20 protein-coding genes are annotated in these 25,595 nt (G+C 55.2%); 12 read left to right on the top strand and 8 right to left on the bottom strand.

Annotated features, from left to right (window positions below; translation table 11 throughout):
* Nucleotides 1–96: 96 nt before the first annotated feature.
* From F1728_RS08290 to F1728_RS08275, 3 genes are all read left to right on the top strand, one after another.
* Entirely contained in the window at nucleotides 97–543 is a 447-nt protein-coding gene (locus tag F1728_RS08290; protein ID WP_145439416.1) for a hypothetical protein, read from the top strand.
* Nucleotides 544–886: 343 nt separating this feature from the next.
* Nucleotides 887–1,168: an alpha/beta hydrolase gene (locus F1728_RS08280; protein ID WP_155363715.1), complete on the top strand. Its 282-nt coding sequence runs from the start codon at nucleotides 887–889 to the stop codon at nucleotides 1,166–1,168.
* 317 nt (nucleotides 1,169–1,485) lie between these two features.
* Entirely contained in the window at nucleotides 1,486–1,830 is a 345-nt protein-coding gene (locus F1728_RS08275) for a hypothetical protein (RefSeq protein ID WP_145181335.1), read from the top strand.
* Nucleotides 1,831–1,942: 112 nt separating this feature from the next.
* On the opposite strand, the gene F1728_RS08270 is transcribed toward F1728_RS08275, so the two are convergent.
* The 4 genes from F1728_RS08270 to F1728_RS08255 form a co-directional block, all read right to left on the bottom strand.
* The gene (locus F1728_RS08270) at nucleotides 1,943–2,431 is read right to left on the bottom strand and encodes a GreA/GreB family elongation factor (RefSeq protein WP_187782036.1); all 489 of its coding nucleotides are present in this window, start codon (nucleotides 2,429–2,431) and stop codon (nucleotides 1,943–1,945) included.
* Between the two features lie 127 nt (nucleotides 2,432–2,558).
* Nucleotides 2,559–3,716 carry a Gfo/Idh/MocA family protein gene (locus tag F1728_RS08265; RefSeq protein ID WP_155363714.1) on the bottom strand — a complete coding sequence of 386 codons (1,158 nt, stop codon included), beginning with the start codon at nucleotides 3,714–3,716 and terminating at the stop codon, nucleotides 2,559–2,561.
* Between the two features lie 66 nt (nucleotides 3,717–3,782).
* Nucleotides 3,783–4,835 carry a sugar phosphate isomerase/epimerase family protein gene (locus F1728_RS08260; protein WP_155363713.1) on the bottom strand — a complete coding sequence of 351 codons (1,053 nt, stop codon included), beginning with the start codon at nucleotides 4,833–4,835 and terminating at the stop codon, nucleotides 3,783–3,785.
* Between the two features lie 85 nt (nucleotides 4,836–4,920).
* Complete coding sequence (locus tag F1728_RS08255; protein WP_155363712.1) at nucleotides 4,921–6,144, bottom strand: hypothetical protein; 1,224 nt, start codon at nucleotides 6,142–6,144, stop codon at nucleotides 4,921–4,923.
* A 498-nt stretch (nucleotides 6,145–6,642) separates the two neighbouring features.
* Here F1728_RS08255 and argC point away from each other — a divergent pair, with 498 nt between their 5' ends.
* The gene (argC, locus tag F1728_RS08250; RefSeq protein ID WP_155363711.1) at nucleotides 6,643–7,656 is read left to right on the top strand and encodes an N-acetyl-gamma-glutamyl-phosphate reductase; all 1,014 of its coding nucleotides are present in this window, start codon (nucleotides 6,643–6,645) and stop codon (nucleotides 7,654–7,656) included.
* 28 nt (nucleotides 7,657–7,684) lie between these two features.
* Nucleotides 7,685–8,884: a bifunctional glutamate N-acetyltransferase/amino-acid acetyltransferase ArgJ gene (argJ, locus tag F1728_RS08245; RefSeq protein WP_228030555.1), complete on the top strand. Its 1,200-nt coding sequence runs from the start codon at nucleotides 7,685–7,687 to the stop codon at nucleotides 8,882–8,884.
* Nucleotides 8,885–9,016: 132 nt separating this feature from the next.
* On the opposite strand, the gene F1728_RS08240 is transcribed toward argJ, so the two are convergent.
* From F1728_RS08240 to F1728_RS08230, 3 genes are all read right to left on the bottom strand, one after another.
* Entirely contained in the window at nucleotides 9,017–9,451 is a 435-nt protein-coding gene (locus tag F1728_RS08240) for a hypothetical protein (RefSeq protein ID WP_155363710.1), read from the bottom strand.
* 182 nt (nucleotides 9,452–9,633) lie between these two features.
* Nucleotides 9,634–10,095, bottom strand: a complete 462-nt coding sequence (locus F1728_RS08235; protein WP_155363709.1) for a hypothetical protein — start codon at nucleotides 10,093–10,095, stop codon at nucleotides 9,634–9,636.
* Between the two features lie 96 nt (nucleotides 10,096–10,191).
* Complete coding sequence (locus tag F1728_RS08230) at nucleotides 10,192–14,934, bottom strand: outer membrane protein assembly factor BamB family protein (RefSeq protein ID WP_155363708.1); 4,743 nt, start codon at nucleotides 14,932–14,934, stop codon at nucleotides 10,192–10,194.
* Nucleotides 14,935–15,563: 629 nt separating this feature from the next.
* On the opposite strand from F1728_RS08230, the gene F1728_RS08225 reads away from it, so the two are divergent.
* The 7 genes from F1728_RS08225 to F1728_RS08195 all read left to right on the top strand — a co-directional run bounded on the left by F1728_RS08225 (nucleotide 15,564) and on the right by F1728_RS08195 (nucleotide 22,185).
* A complete protein-coding gene (locus F1728_RS08225; RefSeq protein ID WP_155363707.1) occupies nucleotides 15,564–16,205 on the top strand; it encodes a 50S ribosomal protein L25 in 642 nt (213 codons plus the stop codon).
* Nucleotides 16,206–16,264: 59 nt separating this feature from the next.
* Nucleotides 16,265–16,831 (top strand): aminoacyl-tRNA hydrolase, encoded by a 567-nt coding sequence (pth, locus tag F1728_RS08220; RefSeq protein WP_145037626.1) that lies wholly within the window; start codon nucleotides 16,265–16,267, stop codon nucleotides 16,829–16,831.
* 125 nt (nucleotides 16,832–16,956) lie between these two features.
* A complete protein-coding gene (gene rpsF / locus F1728_RS08215) occupies nucleotides 16,957–17,373 on the top strand; it encodes a 30S ribosomal protein S6 (RefSeq protein WP_155363706.1) in 417 nt (138 codons plus the stop codon).
* A gap of 83 nt (nucleotides 17,374–17,456) precedes the next feature.
* Nucleotides 17,457–17,954 carry a single-stranded DNA-binding protein gene (gene ssb / locus F1728_RS08210; RefSeq protein WP_155363705.1) on the top strand — a complete coding sequence of 166 codons (498 nt, stop codon included), beginning with the start codon at nucleotides 17,457–17,459 and terminating at the stop codon, nucleotides 17,952–17,954.
* An 87-nt stretch (nucleotides 17,955–18,041) separates the two neighbouring features.
* Nucleotides 18,042–18,548 (top strand): 50S ribosomal protein L9, encoded by a 507-nt coding sequence (gene rplI, locus F1728_RS08205; RefSeq protein ID WP_145037632.1) that lies wholly within the window; start codon nucleotides 18,042–18,044, stop codon nucleotides 18,546–18,548.
* A gap of 181 nt (nucleotides 18,549–18,729) precedes the next feature.
* Nucleotides 18,730–20,160 carry a replicative DNA helicase gene (gene dnaB, locus F1728_RS08200; protein ID WP_155363704.1) on the top strand — a complete coding sequence of 477 codons (1,431 nt, stop codon included), beginning with the start codon at nucleotides 18,730–18,732 and terminating at the stop codon, nucleotides 20,158–20,160.
* Between the two features lie 48 nt (nucleotides 20,161–20,208).
* Nucleotides 20,209–22,185, top strand: a complete 1,977-nt coding sequence (locus F1728_RS08195; protein WP_155363703.1) for a hypothetical protein — start codon at nucleotides 20,209–20,211, stop codon at nucleotides 22,183–22,185.
* A gap of 11 nt (nucleotides 22,186–22,196) precedes the next feature.
* Here F1728_RS08195 and pruA read toward each other — a convergent pair whose 3' ends face one another.
* Nucleotides 22,197–25,205, bottom strand: a complete 3,009-nt coding sequence (gene pruA / locus F1728_RS08190; protein WP_155363702.1) for an L-glutamate gamma-semialdehyde dehydrogenase — start codon at nucleotides 25,203–25,205, stop codon at nucleotides 22,197–22,199.
* Between the last annotated feature and the right edge of the window lie 390 nt (nucleotides 25,206–25,595).

The following is a 25,595-nucleotide window of genomic DNA, read 5'->3' as shown; positions in this document are numbered from 1 at the left end:
CCGATCATTCTGATCGAATTGAGTTCAACTTCTGCAACCGGCTTTGTGATTTCAAAGCCGGTTGCTTCATCTGATTACAGTTACAGGAAATCAAAAATGGATGGGATGCGCCCGACCAGTCTCTGTTTTTTTGCGTTGTTGTTGATGTTGGTGCCGGGATGTAGTGGGAGTTCCGAACTGCAGTTCTCCACTGCCTCGGTGGGAGGAAGCGTCAGCTTCCGGGGGAAACCTCTGGAGACGGGTAAAATCCGTTTCATTCCCGATGGGGAAGTCATTGATGGCAAAGTCGCCGGCAAGGCCGTGTTTGCCGACATCAAGGATGGGAAATACTCGGTTCCCGCTGAGAAGGGAGTCACGGTGGGTAAGAACCGTGTCGAGATTAAAAGCTATCGCGGGACCGGCAAGAAGATGGTCAGTTCCGCCGGTGATGGCGAAAAAATTGAGGTCGAAGAACAGTTCATTCCCGCGGACTACAATTCCAAGTCCACACTTTCTGCCCAGATTCAGGAAGGGGAGAATACGGTCGACTTCGAGCTGAAATAACGGCACTTTGCTGATGATTTGACCACGCCCTGTCGGCCTGAGAGAATTCAGGCTGGCAGGGCGTTTTTCATTTCCGGGTCACCTCAAGCAACGGGGCATTGTCGATGTGGATTGTCTTCAGAACGATCGGTTTACTGGCGATCTGTTGTCTGTTGATGCTGCCTGTCCAGGGGGCGGAGCAGGGAAGCGGGGGACGCGTTGAGCAGGCCCGGACATTTATCGAGCAGTTAAACCGGAGAGAAGCATCTAAAGCCGTCCGGGAATTTGATGCGGTGATGGCCAAAGCACTCTCCGCTGAACGGTTGCAGGCCCTCTGGGTGTACCGGCCAGCTACTGGCAGGACATGCGGGGTTATCAGCCCGCCCAGGCCGCTAGAACGCTCTCACAGCCCCTGTTGATTCTGCAGGGAGAACGGGATTATCAGGTCACCATGGAAGACTTCAGGCTCTGGAAAGAGACGCTGGCTGAACGGAAAGATGTCCGCCTGCGTTCGTATCCCGGGTTGAACCATCTCCTGATGGCAGGGGAGGGAAAGGGCCTCTCTGCGGAATACCTGGTTCCAGGGCATGTCGCTGAAAAGGTGATACAGGACATTGCGGATTGGGTAAAAGCCCTCAGGCCATAATGAGAGCAGGGCTTCGGGGGCGGGGGCTGGGCTTCCTGCCTGAGTCTTGAGCAGATTTTCGGCAGACGCAAATAAAGGTTGCACACGGAATCTTAACTGAGGGGCCAGCGAAGATGTGGAGCGGGTTAAGATTGGGTTCAAAGTTGAATTAACTAAGTGTATGCAGTTGCTTTGGATATGGCTTTTTTATATCAAGGTGGGCATACCGTTTGAGCAGTTTTTTTGAGACTGTTCCCGTTTCGGCACATGATTCGCCATTGCTGGTAAATCAGTATGAATCCCAGCCGACCCTCATTTATTTTAGTTGGATAATGGCTATGTCTTTGCAGATCTTACAAAAGCCCCGTCGTGCCTTTGCAGAAGAAACAACAATCCTGGACGGTCTCCGCAAAAGCCTGAAACCTGTCGTTGAACAGTCCGCATCTGTGTCGGCGGCTGCCAGCCAGTGGGAATCATGCCCGGAAGCAGAAGAACTGGAAACAGAGATTGTTTCCGGGACGCATCAGCAAGTTCGTAATATCAAAGTCCGCTGCGATCATGCAGGAATCACCGTTTACGGTGTCAGCTCCAGCTACTACCTGAAACAGCTGGTTACCACAATCGTACAGACCTTCGCCCCTTCGGTTCCTCTGATGAACCGGGTGATGGTTAAAGTGAAATAAGCCCGGGTTCTCTGACGCTGCCTGACTGGACCCCCAGGTAGTCTCTGACCCAATAAAAAAGCGACGTGAAACAGGTTTCACGTCGCTTTTTTTATTTTCAGACGAGCGGTGCTCAGTCTTCCATATCTTCAATTTCCAGAACTTCAAAGTGGAGTTTCCCGGAGGGAACATCGACTTCCACCTTGTCTCCGACTTTTTTGTTCAGCAGACCCTGGGCCAGGGGGCTGGAGGTCAGGATCTTCATGACTTCGCCCATGTAGTCCTCTTCACCCGGGCCGACGAATTCGTACTTTTCGTCCAGTCCATCGTCGAGGTTTTTTACGGTGACGACGGAGCCATAGGTGACCTGCCCTTTAGGCATGGACGATTTATCAGCAATATAACAGCTGGCAAGTTTTGATTTCAGCTTGCTGATTTTCAGGTTAGTCATCCCCTGTGCTTCTCGCTGGGCATGGTATTCTGCGTTTTCTTTCAAGTCCCCTTCGGCCCGGGCATCGGCGATTCTCTGGGCGATATCAGGCAGGACTTCGTTTTCGAGATGGCGGATCTCTTCACGCAGTTTATCATAACCTTCTTGTGAGATTGGATGACGGTCCACTATTTTGACTCCCAATTTTCTAACGTCTATTTTTGATTCTACCTATAACAAAAACGGGCGACGCGGAGTGCCACCCGTTTTTGTAAATTCTGATTGAGTAAGCATTATAGCAGAAAACCTGACTGCAATGCTATGCTATTTCGACCCATTGCTTTTCTTTTGCACTTTGCAGGACCGCGTCGCAGACTTTCTGGGTCTCGAGGGCGGAACGGAAGTCGGGCTGAGTCGGTTTGCCGGTATCCAGTCCCTGGAAGAAGTCGGCCAGGGCATTGGTGAAGGTGTGCTCGTAACCGATGGTACAGCCGGGAACCCACCATTTATCCATGTAGGGATGCTCGAAGTTGGTGACGTGAATCCGCCGCCAGCCGGTGACGTGGTCTTCGACCTTTTTGCCGGTGGTGGGGTTGGCGTATTCGAAGAACTGCAGAATCTGCGGATCTTCCAGATCGAAGTAGACCGAGCCGGCTTCACCGTTGAGTTCGAACGTATTGAAATTCTTGCGTCCGCGAGCGTAGCGGGAGCTTTCGAAGGTTCCCATGGAGCCGTTGGCAAAGCGGGCGAGGAACATACAGGCATCGTCGATTTCGACCTTGGTCTTTTCGCCGGTTTCCTGGTGTACGCGTTCTTTGATGAACGTTTCGGTGGCTGCGGAGACCGATGTGATCGGGCCGTTAAGCCAGATAGCCGAATCGATGGAGTGGGCCAGCAGGTCGCCGGTCACGCCGCTACCAGCGACTTTGGCATCCAGACGCCAGAGTGTCGCACCCCCCTGGGGAACGTCTTCGGCGATGGTCCAGTCCTGCAGGTACTGGGCGCGGTAGTGGAAAGGCCGTCCGATGCGGTTTTCGTCCACCAGCTGTTTAGCGAGGGTGATCGAAGGGACACGGCGGTAGTTGAACCAGACCATGTTGGCGACACCCGCTTTTTCGATCGCTTCGGTCATGGCGACGGCTTCAGCGACATTCATGGCCAGCGGTTTTTCGCAGAGGACCATTTTACCGGCTTCCGCAGCAGCGATAGCGATATCGTGGTGCGAATTGTTGGGGGTGGTGATGTCGATCAGGTCGATATCGTCCCGTTCAATCAGTTTCCGCCAGTCGGTTTCGTAGGACTCCCAGCCCCAGTTGTCGGCGAAGTCTTTGATTTTGTCTTCGCTACGGGCACAGCAGGCCTGCAGAACGGGGGTGTGATCGATATCGAAAAACTTGCTGACCTGGCGATAAGCGTTGGAGTGGGTACGTCCCATGAATCCGTAGCCGATTAGGCCGACGCGTACTGGTTTGGACATTGGTGTGACTCCTTGTCGTTTTAAAATTGAAAATGCAGATTTAAGAAAGTGCTCAGCGGTGAGAAATCAGGACCATCCGTGGGCGTTTCTGACGCTGATCATGGCTGCCAGGATGTCGTTCCAGGTCTGCGGGTCCATCATGACTTCGTTGGAGAACATGCAGCCGTCCCAGCAGATGTGCTCGAATTTCTTCGTCAGCTCACCATTACCGTCACGCAGCCAGTAACCGGCGCGTTTGGTGATGTCGAGCTTGCCGTTGGGATCGTTGGGCAGACAGTGACGACCGGTTTTGTCGTGTGAACCGGTGCCGTGTACGGTGCCGTCGTTCTGGGCGACGTGGAAGTCGATGGTCCAGGGACGCAGGGCATCGGTCAGGGCTGTGTAAGCGGCGTCGAAGGTGGCTTCGTCATTCCAGTCGAAGTCTTCGGGGAGCAGTCGGTCTTCGGGGGCGTTGTAACCCATCAGGTAGAGCAGGGTGTGAGACATGTCTGCCTGGAAGCCGACGACATCGGGGCGATCGACCATTTCCAGCAACTGGACCATGCGTTTCCAGCTGTGCATGCCGCCCCAGCAGATTTCCCCTTCGGCAGCGAGTCGTTCGCCATGATCGGCGGCGATGTCGGCGGCCTGTTTGAAGGTGGCAGCGATTTTCGCCTGGTTGCCATCGGGGTCAGCGACCCAGTCGCCAGGTCCGGCAGCGGAGTCGATGCGAACGACGCCATAGGGACGCACGCCGAGTTCCCGCAGTTTCTTGGCGATACCACAGCCTTTACGAACCTGTTCCAGGAACTGACCGCGTTCTTCGTCGCTGCCCATCGCGGATCCACCACCGGTGGGAGGCCAGACGGGAGCCACGACCGAGCCAATGACCAGATTCCGTGACTGAACTTTTTCAGCCAGCTGTTTGAGGTCATCGTCGGTGGAGTCGATGCTGACATGGGGATCAAACAGGAACAGGTCTGTTCCGTCGAATTTGACGCCGTCCACTTCGGCAGCGGAGGTGAGGTCGAGCATGGTATCCAGATCGATGGGGGGCTCGGAATCAGGGCCTTTTCCGACGACACCCGGCCAGGAGGCATTGTGAAGTTTAGGGAGGGTGTTGGCTGCGTTATCACTCATGAGAGGGTCCTTCATGTCTGCAGGAGGTATCAGATCGAAATAAAAACTGCCCGAGAGGTCGGGCAGTCGCGTGTGACGGTTCAGTTTACTTGTGATGGTCGCCGACGTTAGGAGCGTCGGGGCAGGCGTCGGGACCGAAGTAACGGAGCGAGACGAGAGGCTCACTGCCGGTGTTTTCGATGGTAACGCCTTCTTTCGCTGTTTTTTCTATGACGAAGACTTCGTCTTCCGTTATTTCGCCGAAGCGGATCATGGCGGGCGTCTGCAGCCGCAGGTTGCCGATTTTGCCTTCACCCTGGACGGTGATCCAGCTATAGGCGCCGGTATCCTTGAGGGTGAGTTTTGCGCCCGGATCGACGGTCAACTCCTTAGCGGTGAAGAGCTGCTCGCCATTGACTTTCCCGTAGACGACCCAGCGGTCAACGTAACCTGCTGCGGCGGTATCGCCAATGGTGATCGGCTCGAGGTAGTTGTTCTGTTTAAAGTTAGGATCGACGTTGGCTTCCCAGTCGAGGGCTTCAACGAGGTAGGCGTTGTCGTCGTGCTTGTCTTCGGGGAAGTCCTTGGTGAGCAGGGAGCGGTGTACGGCTCGACCTTCGACCATTGACTGGTACATGCCGAAGACATCGCTGCCCCACTGCGGTTCGTAGGTCAGGAGGCTTCCGGGAGCATGCAGGACACAGGGAGGAATCAGCCAGCCGGTTCCTGGTTTGAGGCGATAGGCTTTGGAGAGATCCAGAATGCCGTTGTCGCCGTCGTTCCAGCGATCCAGGCAGTCGATGACGTCCTGCTTAGTGGTTCCGGGTTCCAGTCCCATGAAAGTGTAGGGGAAGTTATTTCCGATGGCGTTCAGTTGGGGAGGAAAATAGTAGGATTCCGGCTTACCTTCCTGACCGACTTTGGCAGCCTGTTCGGAATTCTGGTGCATGTGGTGCGGAATCGGACCCATGTTATCGAAGAATTTAGAGTAGACGGGCCAGCGGTTGTACTTGCCCCAGATGGCGTCGCCGATGATTTCGCCGCCCAGTTCGCTGATGGCGTCTTTCAGGGTGAATTTTTCATCGCCGAAGACACAGTAGCTGAGCCCTTCGTCATCCGGTGCCCCTTCGTTGGTAGCGACCGTTGTAGAACCAAACCAGCGTTCATCGATCCCGCCACGGTGTGTTCCGAGGGCATAGTAGTCATTGGGATGCAGTTTGAGACGACGGCCAGGCTGCAGGAACGCTCGGGGAACCCAGGTAGGAGACAGTCGAAAAATTCCACCACCTTCAGACAGCGCATCGGCGGCTAGTTTGGCAACGTTAGACATTCTACTCTATTCTAAATCCGTGTTGAGCTAGCATGCGTGTCGGCGCGACCCCTGACGAAGACCTACCGTCCTGGCCATTTGAGAAAGGAACGCCGAGCGCCAGCGAATTGAATTGTCGTCGGTAGAAACTACCAGAATCGATCAATTTATTGTGATGTTTCAGGTACTTTTTGAAAAGGAAACAGAATTAATTTTGCCGCTTAATTTGAAAGAATCGGGGGCATTTGATGTGAGAGAGTTGACTTTGTTAATTCTAAAGAACCATTATAAATCAAGGGTTGCAGAGAACGCTGGTTCGCATCCGACAGTGGTCGAGTTCGATTGATTCTGTCTCGTGTGAAGCCCGCGTTACTGCAAAATCTGGAGAAAGCGGGCGATCCCCGGGGCAGGCAACCTTGTCGTCCCCATATAGCTGCTTAGAATGTACGTTTTGATTTTGTTCAGCGGGGCTCGCTCCGATCTGAACGGTTTTTGAGAACAGACCTGGAACGGGGAACAATGACCAAAGTTGCCATCATGGGAGCCACGGGGTACGCGGCTCTGGAACTGATCAAAATTCTGCTGCGAAATCCCGAAGTCGAGATCGTCGCGCTGACCACACGCTCAGATGAAGCACCGCATATCAGTGAGATTCACCACTCTCTCGAGGGGCGCCTGGATCTGCGTTGTGAGAATCTGTCAGCGGCAGAAATTGCAGAACGGGCCGACTTTGTCTTCTGTGCTCTCCCACACGTGGCCAGCATGGAAGTGATTCCGGATCTGCTTGCCGACGGCTGTCGCGTGGTCGATTTGAGTGCCGACTACCGTTTGAGTGATCCTGCGGTCTACGAGCAGTGGTATCATCATGTGCACATCGATCCGACCCGGCTGGGGAGCACGATTTATGGTCTGCCCGAGCTCGGTGCGGACAAAATTCCCAGTGCCAATCTGATCGCCAATCCCGGCTGTTATACCAGCGCCTCGATTCTGGGACTGGCTCCCCTGATTGCCAACTCCCTGATTGAGCCGACGGGGATTATCATCGACGCGAAAAGTGGCGTCAGCGGTGCGGGGCGGAAACCGAAGCTGGGAACGCTCTACCCGGAATGTAATGAGAGCATCACCGCCTATGGTGTGGGAACGCATCGGCACACACCGGAAATCGAAGAAGTCCTGACGACGCTGGGCGGAACAGACGTGAAAGTGACTTTCACGCCGCACCTGACCCCGATGAACCGGGGCATTCTGGCGACCATGTATCCCCGCCTGAAAGAAGATACGAGCCTGGATCATCTGAAAGAGGTCTACCGTGCCTTCTATGCGGATAAGCCGTTCGTACGCATCATCGACCGGCTGCCCGCGACCCGGGAAGTGGCGGGGACCAATTATTGTGATATTTCGCTGCAGTCCGCGGGGAACCAGCTGATTGTCTTTTCGGCAATCGATAACCTGATTAAAGGGGCTGCAGGCGTGGCGGTACAGAATTTCAATCTGATGGCCGGTTATCCGGAAACGACAGGCTTAATTGTCTGAACCATGATTTATTTCCGAGGAGAAGCAGTTGACTGCTGACATGATTTTGCCCCAGGGTTTCCGGTCTGCCGGTCTGGCCTGCGGGATAAAGGAAAACAAATCGACCTTCGATTTGTCGCTGTTTGTGTCTGATGAGCCCTGTGTGGGGGCGGGCGTTTATACCACGAACCAGGTTTGTGGCGCTCCCGTGAAGGTATCCCGCGAACGTGTGCCCGGCGATTCGGTGCGGGCGGTGATCATCAACTCGGGAAATGCGAACGCCTGCACGGGCGAACGCGGCATCGAAGATGCCCGCTGGATGACCAGCCAGGTCGCAGAAAGACTCGGACTGGAAAGCGAAGAAGTCCTGGTCTGCTCGACCGGAATCATCGGTCACTTCCTGCCACGAACACCGATTGAGGCGGGGATCCCCAAAGTGATCTCTGAGCTGGGGGCGGACGCGGAGTCCTTCCTGAACGCAGCCCGGGGCATGATGACCACGGATACCGTTCCCAAGCAGGCGACCCGCGAGTTATCGATTGGTGAGAGAACCGTGCGCGTGAGTGGCGTGGCGAAGGGTGCGGCGATGATTGCTCCTAACATGGCGACGATGCTGTCGGTAATCATGACCGACGCTCCGTTAAATGCCAGCCAGGCCGATGTACTGCTCAGGGAAGCCGTGGATTACAGTTTCAACTGTGTGTCGGTCGAAGGGCATACAAGTACCAGCGACTCGGTCATTCTGCTGGCCAATGGTGCCTCGGGAGCAGAAGCACTTTCAACAGACGACCTGACACATCTGCAGACGGCGATTATGGAAGTGGCGATGGAACTGGGGCAGGCGATCATCCGTGATGCAGAAGGCGCCGATCATTTCGTCACGATTGAAGTCTCCGGGACGAATACGCAGGCGGAAGCGAAAGAAATTGCCCGCACGATTGCCAACGATGCGCTGGTGAAGACGGCGATTGCCGGTTCGGATCCGAACTGGGGACGGATTGTTTCCGCGACCGGTCGGACGAACGTGAAGCTGACCGAGCAGGACATCGTGCTGCATATCAACGGGATGCTGATCTACGAAAAGGGTATGCCGGCCGACTTCGATGAAGAAGCGGTCTCCCGCTCGATTCGCGAAAACCGGGACGTTTCGATTCAGTTGCAGCTGCCTTTCGGGGCAGAGTCGATTGTGTTCTGGACCAGTGACCTGACTCAGGAATACGTGCGGCTGAATTCAGAATACACGACCTGATTGACGCCCGTTGATCAGATCCAGGCATGAAAAAAGAGCGGGCGCTTCTCGATAGAAACGCCCGCTCTCTATTTAAAATCTCAGCACGCTGGCCCGCGAATGCATGCTGAAAGATTTCGCTGACGAATCAGCTTATTTTTCAGTGACTTTGAAACCTTTTTCGAAGGCTTTGTCATTGAAGATCAGTTTGATCTGCTCATCGCCGGAAGCTTTAGCGGCTTTGCCTTTGCATCCACCACAGCAGAATTTAACTTCAGTTCCAGCTACAGTCACGGACTGAGCAGGATTGACAGGCTTGCCAGCGAAGGGGCATTTGACCTGTTTGGCTTTGCCGGTAGCAACCAGCTGCAGGTTGGCTTTAGCGGCAAACTTCTTGGGGTTTGCTTCGAAAGCTTTTTTGCAGTTGCCACAGCAGAGAGCAACGGTGGTGCCTTTGTAGTCAGCGGTGACGCTGTCTTTGGCGGGCTTACCGGCAACGGGGCAGATCGCTTTAGCATCTGCGGCGAATGCCTGACCTGCAAAAGCGACAACAGCCAGTACGGCGGCGATTGATAATACTTGACGCATGGTTTTCTCCTTAAGGGTAAAAAACAGTTTTGGTTTTTCTTACTTGAAACGTGACGTATCTTAAAGCGGTGTGCGTTCGGGACTCCTGCAGAAAGGCGTGGGGCCGGTAGGAGCGCACGTCATCATTTACATGATGAAATGCGGGGAACGGCACGGGTTGATCCGGCCGGAAACGGGGCGAACTAGATCAACCAGAGGCAGAAATGCGCGCAATGTTCCTCTGCAGAGCAGGGAACTTCGGTAGTATGCAGCTCACGAGATTGAGAAGTGGCCGGGCGTGTCGCCGGGCTCAGGGGAGCTGTCAGGTCAATCAGGTCCCAGTTACAACGGAGCTGCTGTGCCAGCTCAACTGATTTGACCGAAGTCGCGGTTGCGGGCTGGGAGAAGCTGTGCTGACACTGGCAGCCATTCTGCTGGCAGTTTAGCTGCTTCTGCTCCGCAGGGGCCTGTTTTTCTTCTGTTTTCGCAGTTTTACAGCAGCAGGATTTAGGTTGCGGCTGCTCTGGCTGCTTGTTGGCTTGTGTGCAACAGCAGCAGGAACTGGACTGAGATGTCTGTTTTTCGCCACATTCGCAACCTGAGACTGGAACGGCTGGCAGAACCAGGGAGCCAATCAGGATCAGGACAAACAGGCGGTGAAACATAGAGATTCTCAAACGGTGTTAAATCAGGCAAGTAAATATCAGGTGTGAAACTACATCATTTTATTTTTGTGAGTTTTATTTCGCAAGTAGAATTTTTCAATTCTTTTTTTCGCCCTTTTCCTGAGATGGCTTTTCAGCGGCTTTCGCGGGATCGTTTTCCGGTGCAACGGGGGCGGTTCGGCCTAAAGCGAGCACGTTGGCGTCGTAGAGATGGATTTTGGCGTTGTACATTAATATTTCCATCATTTTCTGTTCGTAGTCGACTCGGATGTCCCGAATATTGGATTCCAGCGGTGCTTTCCAGTCGAACAGCGTTTTGCCGGTATGTTTGTCCAGCGCTTTGAGATGGATAATACTGGTGGACCGATTACCGGTCCGCAGGTAATCTCGCGAGACGAGGAGCGTTATTGGCAGCAGATTCTGTTCGTCGAGGACCAGATGTTTCTTTTCGAAGTCCTCGGTCCAGATCTGTTTTCCGGTCTGGCGATCAAAGACGGTCAGAGAACCATTCGTAGGAACTGAGGGCACGCTGACCGAAATCGTATTGCGTGCCTGGGAATTGCCGACCAGGTAGACGCGGGCACGATCTGCTACGACGTAAAAGTCATCGTGTTTCCCTAACTGATCCTTGTTGATGGTTCCCAGGTCCCGCACCTGACCGTTTCTGAGGTCGACGATTTTCAGTTCCCCAGCAGGCGTGAGTGCCGCGAGGAAATGTTGGCTGCACATGGCGAATTTGGTTTCGCGGTCAAATTCCCGCGTCCAGGGCAGATGCGTCACGCCCGGCTGGAAGGCGAAGATCGAAGTCAGGCGGGCATCGCGGATGGGATGCTTAATGTCGCCGGTAGGAATGATGCCGACAAAGTTGGAGCCCCCCTGATAAATCGCGTGACTCATCAGGCGAATGTTGGTCGGCAGTTCGCGCTCCTGACCATCGCTAACGCGGAGGATCTTTTTCACTTCACGATTCCGTGAGACGAGATAGATCTGCCGGTCATCCCCGAGGACCCGGGTGTCCTGATCCACGTTTTCATGGGTCCAGCGGATCTGGCCGGTGCGGGTGTCGACAAGAATAATTTTGCGACGACTGTAGTAGCAGGTGTAATCGGCGTTGGCAGCGGCGATCATGCCGACATTGCGAATCACGATCGATGGATGGTGCCGATGAATCAGAGACGATTCGGTTCCCAGCGGTGCGGGCGTCCGGTTGAACATGCTGTTGTAGTAGCGATTCGTCTGCTCCCGTTCGAGCTTCTGACTCCAGATCAGCTTCCGGTCGACGAGGTCGTAGAGGTGGAGCATATCGCGGTGCTGCAGTACCAGATTGTGGCCCACCAGTTCGCTTTCATTGAAACTGGATGAACGGGACTGCTGCATGGAACGCAGGGGCGTTGACCAGATCATTCGCTTGCTGAAGGTCTCAGTCATGGCCAGCCGGTTCTCGCGGGGATCGACGGTCAGGCTGTGTGTGCGGAAGAAGGGGAGTGGCGAGTCGAGTGTGTCGAGCGTCTGTTCGCGGGTTGAGATATAGCGGCCTGAACCGCCGACAATCAGCTTGAGTTTTTCCGGACGCCAGTTGCTGGACTGCGGTCGCCCTTGTTCGTTGTCGCGCAGCGTCTGTAAGGTGGCGACCATGAACTGTTCCACGCTCTGGTTATTGGGCAGACGGAGTTGAGAATCGAGGCTGGCAAGTTCTTCCAGATAATGCTGTGCATCGGCGTAGAGTTCGTGTTTCAGGCAGAGTCGAACCATGCCTGACAGGCCTTCTGCGGTGAGTTCCGGCTGCTTCTGTTGGATCAGACGGGAGAGCCAGAGTTCAGCGGTGAAGAATTCTTCCGAAGCCAGGGCGCCATCGATGAGCTGTCTCAAAACCGGAATCGAGGCGGTATGAAAACCGAACTGACGCAGGAAGCGTTGCTGATCTTCGCTGTCGGCATTTGCGAGTTCCGCTGCCCGTTGATTCAAGTGTTGTGTGAACTGTTCCTGTTCTACTTTGCTGGCCTGACTCCAGAGATCTTCGGCCTGGCCGGCGATCCAGCAGTCAATCTGGACTTCAGTATTATCGTTCTGGAAGAAAGTCTCGGAAGGAGCCTGTCCCAGTTCCTTGAGCAGTGAGAGTGTGCGGGAGAATTCGTGCCGGGCCCGGGCGCGTTCGATGAGCAGACGCTGCAGTTCCAGTCGTTCGCTTTCGGAGCTGACCTGCTGCTGCAACTCGGTGACCAGTTCATCGTGCTGCTGAAAGTCGGAGCGGATCAGTGCGGTCAGGCAGTGAACCTCTTGGTCGTGGAATTTTTTCTGATCTGCGGCAGGGAGCTGGCTGCGATCGATCTGCTGCAGACGGAACCAGGCGGCCTGGTAGCGCTGATTCATGATCAGCAGTTCGGCTTCTTTGAAGAGTGCCAGCGGGCTGTTCGGGTTCTGCTGCTTGATCTTTTGGATCTGATTTTCAAAGGTCTGTTTCTGTTCGTAGCTGACCAGGCCGCGGGGGCTCAGGGAAAGAAACTGACCGCGATGTACGATCAGATTTCCCAAAGGCTGGTTGGTGCTGGCGTTCGACAGCCGGTTGACGACTTTGCCCGAAGCGACGTCGAAGGTCCAGACCTGTCCGCTCTGCAGGGGGACGTGCAGATGCTGGTCGGCAATCACGGCCTGTCCTGAAGGGGCGCCCGCCTGTCTGTCGTAGAGTGTCTGCCAGGCGTTTTTACCTGTTTTGAGGTCGATGGCGGTCACACTGTTCATGCCCACCATCAGGACTTTGCCATCCGCGACGCCGGCCAGGGAGACCATGGCCTCTTTGGCCCGTTTGGTCCAGGCCGGCAGGCCTGTGATCAGATCGAGGCAGATCAGCGACTGATCATCGGGGGGCGTGTAAACGACTTTGCTGTCGATGATAATCGGTGCAGAGGGACTCCAGCGTTGATTGAGGGGTTCGAAGCTGGTCTGTTCGAGGCGGTTGAAATGCTGGCCGTTCTCATCTGAAGCAGATGAGGTATAGCGGGCGGACCACAGAATGGAGTGGTTCAACTGGCCGATGGCGGTGACCAGACCGATGGTGGTCGGGCAGATCAGAATTCCCTGGTCGACGGCGACCGGTGCGATCCACCAGCGGCGGACCATGTCCAGGGCGATATCCTGTTCGGGGTTGCCGATCTGCTGAGACCAGAGTTCTTCACCAGTCTGTGGATTAAGGGCATAAACCCGAATCTCACGATCGCGTTCGCCAATGATATAGAGTTCGTTGCCGGAAGGGGTGGGAGCACCAAAGAAGAAGGTTCCCGCGAGGGGCAGGTCGAACGGTTCATCGAATTTGACGCCTCCGACTTTCCAGAGAGGCTGACCGGTTTGCAGGTCGTAGGCGACCAGTTGATTGGATGACCAGAAGTCTTCCTCAAAGTCGCCTCGCCGACGGCGGAAGCGGTTCAGATTCCGCGAAGTGCCGCTGGCGCTGAGGTTCAGTCGCATGCTTTCCAGAATAAACAGCCGCTCGCCATCGCTGCTCTGGCTGCCCCAGTTGGCGTTGCGGTAGATCAGGCTGGTCAGCGGGTGCGCATCGGGATCGGTCCCATTGTATATAGAGAACGGACGCACTTCTGGTGCGGGATCAAAGAGTCGCCGGGCCTCGGGTTCCTGTTGTCCCTTTAGCTGTGCTTTGATAAAGGACTCTTCCGGAGAGTTCTCCAGGGCTGTCTGCCAGAGCGGAGCCCCGGTCGCTGAGTCGATGACCTGCACTCCCTTCAGGGTGCGAAAGACGATTTTTCCGTCGATGGCCAGGGGAGGCAGAGCTGGTACAGTAGCATGCTCGGAGCTGGCCAGATCTTCCTGGATCAGATCGAGCTGAGACTGGATCGAATGGTTGGAAGTCAGTGGGTAAGACCAGCGGGGAATCAGCAGCGGATCGGCCTGTTGGGCGCGGGCGGCATGGCTGGGAGAGCCGAACAGCATGGGCCATTCGTCCAGGGGCTGATTTCCGGTTGAGCCAAGGATCTGTTGTTTTTCGAGCCAGGTCAGCGGTTTTTCGGTGCTGCCTCCGATTTGAATCGGCTGGCTGAGGTCGACAGCACCGCCAGATGATGCCATCAGTTGCCGGGCCAGTTCCTGGTTGCCTGTCTGTTTCAGGATATAGGCGGCTTTAGTTTTCCATTGGGGGGATCGAGTCAGGGGGGGCTGGTATTTCAGAAGTCGTTGAACGTATTGCTCAGCCAGTCCGAACTCTTTGCGTTCCATATGATAGGAGATCAGGTAGTTCATCGCCCGGGCGCCGGCAGCAGTGCTGGAGAAGCGGGTGGCGATTTCGGCGAACTGCTCGGGGGGCGCGTTATTCTGCTGCGCGTCGTTGAACATTTTTTCTGCGAGGGCCGCATATTGCCGTTCGAATTTCTGCTGCTCTTCCTCGGGCAGGAGTTCCAGGAGTTCGTAGATCAGTTCCCGGTCAGTGATTAATCCCCGTTCCCCGGCGATGTGGACCGGGAGATTCAGGCTGTTTTCCAGCATCAGCTGCAGTTTTTCGCGTGCGGCTTCCCACTGCTCGTCCTGGAGTAACTGCTGTACACTTTTGAAGCGGCGTTCCTGTTCCAGGTCCTGCGGGTAACGGTAGTAGTCTGGTGTGCGTTTTTTGTCGGCTTCGTCTACCTGTGCTTCGGCAGGCTTTTTCTTGCCGAAGATTCCCTGCAGGATCTGCTTGAGCTGATTCAGGGGGGGATTAGGTTTGGCCTGCTGTGGATCGTTGGGCTGAAAGGGCTGTTCTGCTTTTTCGTCTGCCTGGAGAGCGGGGGCCGATACCAGGATGAGACTGGTAATAATGGAAAAAGCGATTGTCCGGGTGAGACGGATAAAATGCATGCAGACTGCCTTTTGGGATATCGAGCGAAAGCCCCTGCTTCTGAGATGCAGAAGTTACGGGGCAGCTTGAGTTTTCACGCTGATTCCATTCTACAGTCAGATCAGGTTGAGCCAATACGGAATCTCGCCGATTCGAACATCGGTGGCTGAGTTTTTCTGGTGAATCAGGGGAAACCCGAGGTGGTCTGGTTGATTTCTGGTGGTGGTGTTGTGTATACTTCCGTGCGGTCCAGAAGCAGATCGCGATGTCAGGCCGGGCGTTTCCCGTCAATCAATTCCTGAAAATCAGGCTGTCTTGTGACTTTCAACCAAGATAGAGGGGGTGTTCGGTTGCAGATTTGTAAGCGGGAAGTTATTTTTGCACGCTTCAACTATAACGATCTGGTGAGAGACCAGCTGATGTAGTCGGCTGGACCCGCTGATTTTGTCTCCGGGGAGACCGGTTGGAATTGTCCTTTTCGGCCTGTTTTGAGGCCGATTTCGATCTCCGGTTCCACTGCGGAAGCCCTTTGAGACAACGATAATATTACTGTATTCACGATATCGTGTCGGATTTATCGATTCAAAGTCTTTAATGGACGAGTGGTTCGACGAGATGTGTCGAGTCACTCTTCGAGGAATGTTGGGAAATGTCAGACGATTTTGTATTGCAGCGAATCAGTGCCTCCAAACGGGAAAAACTGGGATCCATTGAAAGCCGTCGCATCCGTCGTGCAGGGCGTATTCCTGCTGTCGTGTACGGACATGAGCTGGAGCCTGCCCATATCAGTGTCGACGATCACGATCTGCGTGATCTGATCAAGAACCGGGAACGGGTTTTTGAAATCGACGTGGATGGCAAAGTCGAAGAAACCATTCTGCGTGATCTGCAGTGGGACACCTTTGGCAGCTATATTCTGCATGTCGACCTGATGCGGATCAACGCATCTGAGCGGGTGACTGTAGAAGTTCCTGTGACCCTGCGTGGTACTTCACCTGGTGCCCTCGATGGTGGGGTGCTGGAACAGCCTCTGCACACACTGGAACTGGACTGTCTGGCTCACAGCATTCCGGACAGCATTCCCGTGCGAATCAACTCGCTGGAAATTGGCGATGCAATTCACGTCAGCGATATCGAAGTTCCTCGTGGGTCGAAGATTCATAACGAACCAGAAATGGTTGTGGTGCATGTTCTGCCTCCGCAGGGTGTTCCTGAACTCGGGGAAGAAGAAGGCGAAGCACCCGAAGAACCCGAAGTTATCGGGGAATCAGAAGAATCAACCGAAGAATAGTTGCTTCTGGTTCAATCGCGATCAAGTAATCAGTTGTTAAGAACCTGACGGGTGACGTTGTGAAAGTGGTCGTAGGGCTGGGGAATCCCGGTAGACAATACGAGCGAACACGTCACAATATCGGGTTTGACGTTTTGTCTCAGCTGGCAGACTGGCACGGTGTTGCCGGGTTCAAAAGCCAGTTTGAGGCGCTCGTCGGTGAGTTTTCGCTGGGGGGTGACAAGGTGTTACTCGTTGCCCCGCAGACGTTTATGAATTTAAGTGGTCGCAGCGTTGCCGCTGTGACAAAGTTTTACAAACTGCCTGCCAGTGATGTCATGGTGGTTTGTGATGATATGAACCTGCCTCTGGGGCGGCTCCGGTTACGGGGATCCGGCTCGGCGGGAGGCCAAAAAGGTTTACAGGACATTCTCCAGAAACTGGGGACCCAGGATGTGCCACGCCTGAGAATGGGAGTGGGACGACCTCCGGCCGGGTTTGCGGTAGCGGATTATGTTTTAAGTCGATTTCGGGATCACGAATCCGATTCGGTTTCGCAGGCGGTACAAAACGCGGCCCGCGGGGTTGAATGCTGGGTCGAACAGGGCCTGGAAATCGCCATGAATCAGGTGAATGCACCTGAATGAAATACGGACCCTGGTTTTTGTGAAAACCGGTGGTTAAAACAAAATAGAGTCTGATCGTCAATCTGGCCTTGGGGCCAAATTATTCCGGGAGAACAGTCTTGTCTGTAGCAGAGAAAAAAGCGGTTATGGTTAATTACGAAGGTATGTTCCTGCTGGACAGCGGCAAATTTGCTGCAGATCACGAAGGAACCATTGCACACGTTCTGGAAATTCTGTCAAAAGCAGGTGCCGAAGTCGTGGCTCACCGTCCCTGGCAGGATGGAAAGCTGGCTTACGAAATCGAAGGCCACATGAAAGGCCTGCATTACCTGGTGTATTTCACCATGCCTGGTAGCGGAATGGATATTATCACCCGTTCCTGTCACCTGAGCGACATTGTGATTCGCCAGATGGTCATCAAGCAGCCTCAGACACTGTTTGATGCCATGGTTTCTGCTATCGATCCTTCCGCTGCACCAGAAACGGTTAGCGAAGGCAGCGATGATAGCGTCGACTACGATGCTCTCAACGACGACGATGATGACGACGACAGCGACAACTAACACGTCTGCATCTGGAGTCTGGAGCTGAAGAGAGTTCCAGGAAAGTTACCCGATTAAGTCATTCAAACTCACGGAGGCCGTTGATGGCCAGTTTCAACAAAGTCATCCTGGTAGGAAATCTGACTCGCGATCCGCAGGTGCGATACACGCCCGGAGGAAGTGCGGTTGCGGAAATTGGTCTGGCAGTGAACCGAAGCTGGTTTGATAAGAATTCCAATTCCCGGAAGGAAGAGACAACGTTTGTGGATGTGACCCTGTGGGGACGCACCGCAGAAGTTGCCAGCGAATATCTGACCAAGGGGCGTTCGGTGCTGATCGAAGGGCGTTTGCAACTGGATCAGTGGGATGACAAAGAATCGGGCCAGAAACGCAGCAAGTTGAAAGTGGTTGGCGAAAACATGACCATGCTCGGCGGACGTGGCGATGGCCCCGGAGGCGGTGGTGGTCCCAGCGGCGGCGGCGGTGGCGGCGGCGGTTATGGCAGCCGTGGCGGTTCCTCGCAGGGTGGTGGTTCATCCAGCCCGGCAGATTCCTTTTACGATTCACCAGGTGGAATGCCCGACGACGACGTGCCTTTCTAAGTGAAGGCCGTTTCAACGGAGCAGCACAACGAGTCAATTTTTATTCAAAACGATAGTAAAAACTGAAAATTACGGAAGTGATTGATAATGGTTCGCAAACAACGTAGCACCTCTGTGGTCGGTAGTTCCAAGTCATCTATCGAGGTTTTGCTGGCAGAAAATGTCGACAACCTCGGTGAGCAGGGTGACATTGTGCGGGTCAAACCCGGCTATGCCCGTAACTTCCTGCTGCCTTACGGCATGGCCACCATTGCCACTGAGCACAACAAGCGGATGGTGACACAGCACCAGAAGAAAGTGGCCGAGCTGGAAAAAGAGCATCTCAAATCGCTCAAGGGTCTGGCAGACAAAGTCAGCAAGCACAGCGTCACCATGGAAGCCAACGCCAACGAAGAAGGTCACCTGTATGGTTCGATCGTGGCTGTTGACATCAGCAAGTCCCTCAAGGAGAGCGGCTTCGAAGTCGATGCCGAAGCGATTCGCCTGGAAGGTCCGCTGAAAGAGCTGGGTATGTATACCGTCAAGCTGCAGCTGCACGAAAAGGTGAAGACCGAAGTCAAAGTCTGGGTCGTACCGACTGCAGAAAAAAGCTAACCCGTTTCGGCAGCAGGGCTGTCGAACTGCGTCATAAAAAACGAAGAGGTCCGGTTATTGCCGGACCTCTTTTGTTGTTATATGATGACGCCTGCAACACGACGTGCATTCGCCCGGAGCTGAACGGGGGGCTGCGTCGTGTGTTTTCATTTCATTGAGTCAAACGTTCCAGGGGATGGTCATGTCAGTTGCGGGCAAAGGAAATTTTCGCCGTCCAAAGCAGGAGTCTGTGGAAGAGCTGTTCGGTAAAGTGCCGCCACAGAACCTGGATGCAGAGAAAGCCGTGCTGGGCAGTATTCTGCTCGACAACGTGGTCATCGATGACCTCGTGCAGATTGTCAAAACCAACCATTTCTATAGCGATAAAAATGCGCGGATCTTTGCTGCGATTCTGCGCTTACACGATGCCGGCGTCCGCGGGATTGACGCGGTGACAGTGGCCGAAGAGCTCGACTCGAAGGGAGAGCTGGACGAAGCCGGCAATGTGATGTACCTGCACGAGATCCTGGAGAGCGTCCCCCACGCGGCGCATGCGGAATACTATGCGAACATCGTGCGTGACAAGTCGGTCCAGCGGGAACTGATTCACTCCTGTACCGAAATCATTCGAGAGAGCTATTCGCCGCAGGGCGACACTCTGGAAGTGTTAAACAAGGCCGAACAGAGTATCTTCAGTATTCTCGAATCGCAGGGAGAAGGGGATAAGATCGACATCAAGGACATCCTGATGGATGCCTTCGACCGGATCCACGAGCGAACCCAGAAAGAGGGATCACTGACCGGAACCACGACCGGGTTCGTCGATCTGGACGAACAGATCAACGGTTTTCAGCCTTCCGAATTGATTGTCCTGGCGGCCCGTCCTTCGATGGGGAAGACCGCGCTGGTCTGTAACTTCGCGGAAGCCGCCGCCGACGAGGGGGGCGTGGCCACGATCATCTTCTCTCTGGAACAGTCAAAGCTGGAACTGGCAGAGCGTCTGTTGTGTATCCGCTCGGGGGTGAATGGTCACTCGCTGCGTGCCGGGGATCTGGAAGATGACGAGCGGCACCGGTTGCTGGAGGCCTCTTCCCAGATCAGCGAGATGCCTCTGTTTATCGACGATAAACCGGGGCGGACGATTCAGGAAATCAGTGCGATCTGTCGGCGTTTAAAGCGGTTGAGTAACCTGGGGCTGATCATCATCGACTACCTGCAGTTGATTGAACCGGAAGACAAGACGATGCCTCGTGAACAGCAGATTGCGGGGATCACGCGGCGTCTGAAGGGGCTGTGCAAGGAATTGAATGTGCCGACGATCGCCCTGGCCCAGCTGAACCGCGGTGTGGAATTGCGTGAAGACAAGCGTCCGCGTCTGGCCGACTTGCGAGAAAGTGGAGCCATCGAACAGGATGCCGACCTGATCATGTTCCTGCACCGTCCGGACGCTTATGATCCCGAAGACCATCCGGGTCTGGCAGAAGTGGTTGTGGCCAAGCACCGTAGTGGTCCGACCGGGATTGTAAACCTGACGTGGCTCCGTGAATCGATGCGGTTCGGCAACTACACGAACCTGGATGTCCCTGAAGGGGGCTACATGGGAGATGATGGCGGAGGCGGCGGATTCGGTTAAACTCGCCTGGCTGCCACCGGGAATTCTGCAAACTGAGGAGGAGATGAAATGCGATCGACCTCTGAGTTGAAGTTGCGTGGCGTGGTGAAGTTTCTGGTGCTGTTGCTGATCAGCGTCGCTGCTGTTTCCAGGATGCAGCCCGCTTTCCCGGCAGAGGAGTCTGAGACGCAGGCGCTGCCCGGAAAGATTGAGCCGCCGTTTGGCTGGAACCGGACCGATAAGTATGTGCCTCCCGATTTCGAAGCGTTTTTCCCGGATGACAATGCAGCGGGCGCGCAGCTGGATCAGCTGATCGAAGGGAAGCTCAAGGTCTCCAGCACCGACGCGCGTCTGGCTTTGATTCGGCGTGGCCTGCGGAACTGTTCGCATCATCGGACCACACTGCTGGGGCAGGTGGGGAACCAGTATATCTGGAATCGCAAAGCGCAGGATCCCCGGGCGATTGAACTCATGTATCACGCGAGTGCCAGTAACCTGCCCGGTGTTGCGCATTCTGCGCTCTATCACGGTCCGACAGTGGTCTCAGATCGTTCGCCGAATCTGGTACGGATGCTGATGGAACGCTATCCGAAACTTGACGGGCAGATGCAGGATCGGATTGGCTGGGGGATGCGAACCTATGGGGACAAAGCACAGACGCGTGAGCTGCTGAGCGAGTTGCTGGATGATTATCGGCAGCTGGACGATCTGACGGTGGGAGCGACACTGGAGACCTGGCAGGCGGTGTTCGAGGCCGATCCGCCTGAGCTGGAGCGGTTTGATGATCTGGGGCTGTGGGTCATTGCTTTTCATCGTGCGGATGTTTCTGCAACCCATCCGCGGGCTGCGGAGATTCTGCGTGCGATGGTCTTGAAGGTGTTGCGCGGGCACGAGGATGCGATGCTCGAATTCGTAACGCGTGTCGACGCGGGACATGAGACAGCCGTGGTCCTGGTGCAGGGGCTGAAGTCACGGAAGTGGCTCATGGATTCTCTCTCGAAATATACGAATGTAGAAATCGATTTCAATGAGCTGTTTACGGCCCGCCAGTTACAGACGTGTCGGCTGAATGAACTGGCTCGCTTCCTGCCTGAGGGAAGTCCCCGGAGTAATCTGCCTGACTACACGCGTCCTCCTGCGGATGCGACATATGCGTATGAGGCGGCGGAATATGTGGCCCCTGATTATGAGGCCTATTTCGCCGATGATCCGGCAGCAGGCAAGCAGCTGGATGATGTCTATGCGAAACGGGATCAGTTGAAACTGGCTGATGCGGAACTGCTGGAATTGTTTCGTCAGGGTCTGCGGCATTCGAAGCATTCACCCAATGTCATGATTGGCTGGTTTTCTCAGTCAATGGGTTGGCCCCGGGATCCTCGATTGACGGAGATCTTATATCAGGCGCTCGATCCGAAAGGACCGCCGGGACTGCGCAAAGCAGCACTCTATTATGGCTTTGGCCTGGGGACGAAGAAGACGAAGAACGTGCTACGGGCGTTGTATCACGTCTATATGGCGCCTCCCTTTGATGCCACGACCAATCATAATATGCGCACGCGGATTCTATGGGGTGTGCGGGATCATGAGGATGATAAGTATTACATGTCGACTCTGTTTGCCCAGGCATTACGCGAACATGAGCAGTTGACGGATGAGGTCTTGCCGCTGGTGACCATGGCTTACACGCAATTGACCGGATCGGAGCCGCCTAATGCGGATGAATATGCGTCCCGTGGAGTGTACGTGGTTATCTGCAGCGGTCGACCGGCAAGAACCCTGGAAGAGGCACAGCAGTTGGTTTCCCGCCGCCTGGGGAAAAACGAGCATGTCATTCTGACGCAGGGGCTGGATGAAAAGGGGGAGAAGAATGTGATTGTGCTTGTGCGCGGACGTGCCGGCTTAGACTGGCTGGTCGAGAATCTAAAAGCCGAGCCGCATTTGCCGATCTATTTTGCCGGCCTGTTGACGCGGGAGATGATCGAGCGGGGCAAGTACTTCAAGGGATTCGAAAAATATCTTCCCGCGGAAGGACTGCGGGAAGAGTAGTCTGAAGGCAGTTATTCTTCTTCGTCTTCCGCTGCAGCATCGGGGGCGAAGCCGCGACGCATGGTGTTTTCGGTGACGTTGACCGGGACGAGGAACTGCAGCAGATAATCGGGGCCGCCTGTCTTGCTGCCGATGCCGGACATCTTGAAGCCGCCGAACGGGTGGCGTTCGACCATGGCGCCGGTGATGTTCCGGTTGAGGTAGATGTTGCCGGCTACGATTTCCATGCGTGCCTTGTTCAGGTGAGCGGGGCTGCGACTGAAGACGCCTGCCGTGAGGGCATAAGGTGTGTCGTTGGCGATGGTGATCGCTTCATCAAAGTCGTCTGCCTTGATGACGGCGAGGACGGGGCCGAAGATTTCTTCCTGGGCGATCTGGCAGGTGGAATCGACGTCGGTGAAGATGTGCGGGCCTACGTAGTAGCCTTCGTCTTCCAGGTCGGAGGTGTCACAGGCCAGGGCGAGGGTGGCTTCTTCTTTGCCGATCTCGATGTATTCCAGGATCCGCTGATGGGCTTCTTCATCGATAACGGGACCAACGACGGTGCCGGGATCTTCCGCGGGGCCGATCTTGAGGGCTTTGGTGGCTTCGACAAGGCGGCTGACGAAGGTGTCATGAATCGATTCGAGCACGATGACGCGGGAGCAGGCCGAACATTTCTGGCCGGCGTAGTTGAAGGCGGAGTGGATCACTCCCAGGACCGCTTCATCGAGGTCGGCGTCATCGTCGACGATGATCGCGTTTTTGCCTCCCATTTCCGCGATGACCCGTTTGACCATCTTCTGGCGCGTATCGGTATCAGAGGCGGTTTCGTTGATCGCCAGGCCGACATCACGAGAGCCGGTGAAGGTGATCATTTCCACGTCGGGGCTGCCGACGAGTTCGGGGCCGACTTCTTCACCGATGCCGGGCAGGAAATTGACGACGCCATCGGGGATGCCTGATTCATGGATTACGTCCATCAGCTTGGCGGCGACAATCGACGATTGTTCTGCTGGTTTCATGACGACGGTGTTGCCGGTGACCAGGGAAGCGACAGTCATGCCGGTCAGAATCGCGAGTGGGAAGTTCCAGGGGGCAATGACAGCTACGGTGCCGCGGGGACGGTAGAAGTAGACGTTCTCTTCACCGGGTACGTCACAGTGCAGCGGATGAGCCAGGCGGCGCATCTGGTTGGCGTAGTACATGCAGAAGTCGATGGCTTCGACGACATCGCCGTCCGCTTCTTCCCAGGGTTTTCCGCATTCAAAGACGATCCAGGCGGCCAACTCGAAACGACGGCGGCGCATGTTGGCGGCGATCAGTTCCAGGTATTCGGCGCGGTACTGGGGTTCGGTACGCGACCAGGCAGGGAAGGCACGCCGGGCGGCATCGATGGCGTCGATGGCGTCATCCGCGGAGGCGGAGGAGACGGTGCCCAGTGAGTCGGATTTGTGAGAAGGGTTCCGCGAAGTGATCGTGGCTTTGGTGTCGATCGCGCGACCGTTGATCAGCAGCGGGTATTCTTTACCGAACTGGTCTTCGACTTCTTCCAGAGCTGCCTGCATTTTCGTGCGGGATTCTTCGAGGCTGAAATCGGTGAGCGGTTCATTCTGGAAGCCGTCGTCTTCTGCCGGTTTCTGTTTGGTGGCGGTTTTCGCATGTTCGGACGGGTTCATCATCAGGGTCTCCAGGTTGACGTGCTCGGTAAAGCTTTGTCGAAGGAATGAATCGTTAGAGGTGTTTTCCAGCAGTCGGCGGACGAGGTATGCCATGCCGGGAATCAGTTCGCCGAACGGCGTGTAAATGCGGACGCGATGCCCCAGCTCCGCAAAGACCTGGGCCTGTTCCTTGCCCATGCCATACAGCATCTGAATTTCATAAGCGGAAGGGGGAATGTCCAGCTCGTGGGCCGCGGCGACGGCGTGCGCCAGGCTGCGGAGGTTATGACTGCCAAAGGCAGGTCGGAGCCACTGATGGTTTTCCAGCAGGACCTTGGTCAGTTTTTCGAAGTTGGCGTCCGATTCCCATTTCTGCTGGAACACGGGGATCGGCCAGTTGCGGTAGCCGGAAACGATGGTTTCGTAATCCCAGTAGGCGCCTTTGACGAGGCGGATCCAGATCGGTGTTTTGCGTTTCTTGGTCCACTTGAGCAGGTCCTGCAGATCCTGTTCGGCGGCCGGCTGATAAGCCTGAATCACAATGCCGACGTTGTCGAAATCGCGGAATTCTTTTTCCATCAGCGTCTGCTTGAAGATTTCCAGCGTCAGCGGCTTGTAGGAGTTCTGCTCCATGTCGACGTGCAGGTAGGCGTCGTACTTCATCGCGTGTCGGAGCAGTTTCCGCAGGCGGGGCTGGACGACGGCCATCGTGCCGACCGGGTCGGTGGGCTTGAACTGGCTGCACAGGGCAGAGAGCTTGATGGAAACATTAGTGCGGGGCAGGTGTCCCTGGCTGTCCCAGTCGAGCTGAACATTCTCGGACCATTTCCGCACGCGGGGTGCGAGTCCGGAGATCAGATCCAGGTAGGACTGCAGATACGCTTCGGCTTCGACTTCGCTGATGACCGCTTCGCCCAGCAGGTCGAGGGTGAAGGCGAAGTTCTCGCTGCGGAGGCGGTCGACGGTGTAGTGGATTTCTTCGACTGAGGAACCCGCGATGAAGCGGCTGGCCATGCGGCGGGCATTGGAGCGGGCGTTCAGGGCCAGTGCACGTCCGAGGACGGAATTCGGTTGCGAAAGTTCCAGACCGATGCGGGCCGCCCAGGGGAGATGCTTGCGGACATCTTCAAAATATTCCTGCAGGTGCCGAACGATGGAGTCGTGCGAGCGGAGCATGGGAAGCACATCAACAAAGCGGAACATCTGCACTTTGACGGATTCGTCGGCCATCGCCCAGGAGAGAATGCGATCATCCCACCAGCGCTTTTCGAACATGGTCGGCTCGCGCCGTTCCAGGTGCCCCCAGATCTGCTCACCGAGATCCCGGGTGCGCTGTTCGATTTGTTGATTCAGATCAGAAGACGATTTTTTACGTGCCACTATATATAACCTGCCTCTGAGTGCTCGAGGCACTATCTCTGGTAGATGGAATTTGTTTCAGAGACCATTGGCTGATGGTGTTTTTCCGGATTGCGGGTCCAGATTGATGACATCCTGTCAGCAATACTCTTACGTCAACGGTCCCTGCGACGTTGGAGCCGCCGGAACTGTTCACTGCGAAGCAGGTTAACAAATCCGCAAAGGCGTGGTAAGTGTGTCGGGTCGCTCAATCGGAACTTTTCTCCGCTGGCGGACGGGAATCGGGCTTGTCAGACCGGCCTGAGACTTTATTCTAAAGGAAATTATAAAAATGGGAAATCGGGCGGCTGTTCGTCTTTGGTTGCATTGATGTTAAATGACCTGTGACTGATAATGGATGGTAAGACGAAC

This window comes from Gimesia benthica, from assembly GCF_009720525.1.
GTDB lineage: Bacteria > Planctomycetota > Planctomycetia > Planctomycetales > Planctomycetaceae > Gimesia > Gimesia benthica.
Note: the sequence above shows the minus strand (reverse complement) of the source record. Positions and strands in the feature narration are given on the sequence as shown.

What these genes read in the sequence shown, in the direction of transcription:
- dnaB (WP_155363704.1), top strand. Translation starts at nt 18,730, where the DNA reads ATGTCAGTTGCGGGCAAAGGAAATTTTCGCCGTCCAAAGCAGGAGTCT.
- F1728_RS08255 (WP_155363712.1), bottom strand. Translation starts at nt 6,144, where the DNA reads ATGTCTAACGTTGCCAAACTAGCCGCCGATGCGCTGTCTGAAGGTGGT.
- F1728_RS08265 (WP_155363714.1), bottom strand. Translation starts at nt 3,716, where the DNA reads ATGTCCAAACCAGTACGCGTCGGCCTAATCGGCTACGGATTCATGGGA.
- rpsF (WP_155363706.1), top strand. Translation starts at nt 16,957, where the DNA reads ATGGTTAATTACGAAGGTATGTTCCTGCTGGACAGCGGCAAATTTGCT.
- F1728_RS08195 (WP_155363703.1), top strand. Translation starts at nt 20,209, where the DNA reads ATGCGATCGACCTCTGAGTTGAAGTTGCGTGGCGTGGTGAAGTTTCTG.
- F1728_RS08235 (WP_155363709.1), bottom strand. Translation starts at nt 10,095, where the DNA reads ATGTTTCACCGCCTGTTTGTCCTGATCCTGATTGGCTCCCTGGTTCTG.
- ssb (WP_155363705.1), top strand. Translation starts at nt 17,457, where the DNA reads ATGGCCAGTTTCAACAAAGTCATCCTGGTAGGAAATCTGACTCGCGAT.
- F1728_RS08275 (WP_145181335.1), top strand. Translation starts at nt 1,486, where the DNA reads ATGTCTTTGCAGATCTTACAAAAGCCCCGTCGTGCCTTTGCAGAAGAA.
- F1728_RS08225 (WP_155363707.1), top strand. Translation starts at nt 15,564, where the DNA reads ATGTCAGACGATTTTGTATTGCAGCGAATCAGTGCCTCCAAACGGGAA.
- F1728_RS08260 (WP_155363713.1), bottom strand. Translation starts at nt 4,835, where the DNA reads ATGAGTGATAACGCAGCCAACACCCTCCCTAAACTTCACAATGCCTCC.
- argC (WP_155363711.1), top strand. Translation starts at nt 6,643, where the DNA reads ATGACCAAAGTTGCCATCATGGGAGCCACGGGGTACGCGGCTCTGGAA.
- F1728_RS08290 (WP_145439416.1), top strand. Translation starts at nt 97, where the DNA reads ATGGATGGGATGCGCCCGACCAGTCTCTGTTTTTTTGCGTTGTTGTTG.
- rplI (WP_145037632.1), top strand. Translation starts at nt 18,042, where the DNA reads ATGGTTCGCAAACAACGTAGCACCTCTGTGGTCGGTAGTTCCAAGTCA.
- F1728_RS08230 (WP_155363708.1), bottom strand. Translation starts at nt 14,934, where the DNA reads ATGCATTTTATCCGTCTCACCCGGACAATCGCTTTTTCCATTATTACC.
- F1728_RS08240 (WP_155363710.1), bottom strand. Translation starts at nt 9,451, where the DNA reads ATGCGTCAAGTATTATCAATCGCCGCCGTACTGGCTGTTGTCGCTTTT.
- F1728_RS08280 (WP_155363715.1), top strand. Translation starts at nt 887, where the DNA reads ATGCGGGGTTATCAGCCCGCCCAGGCCGCTAGAACGCTCTCACAGCCC.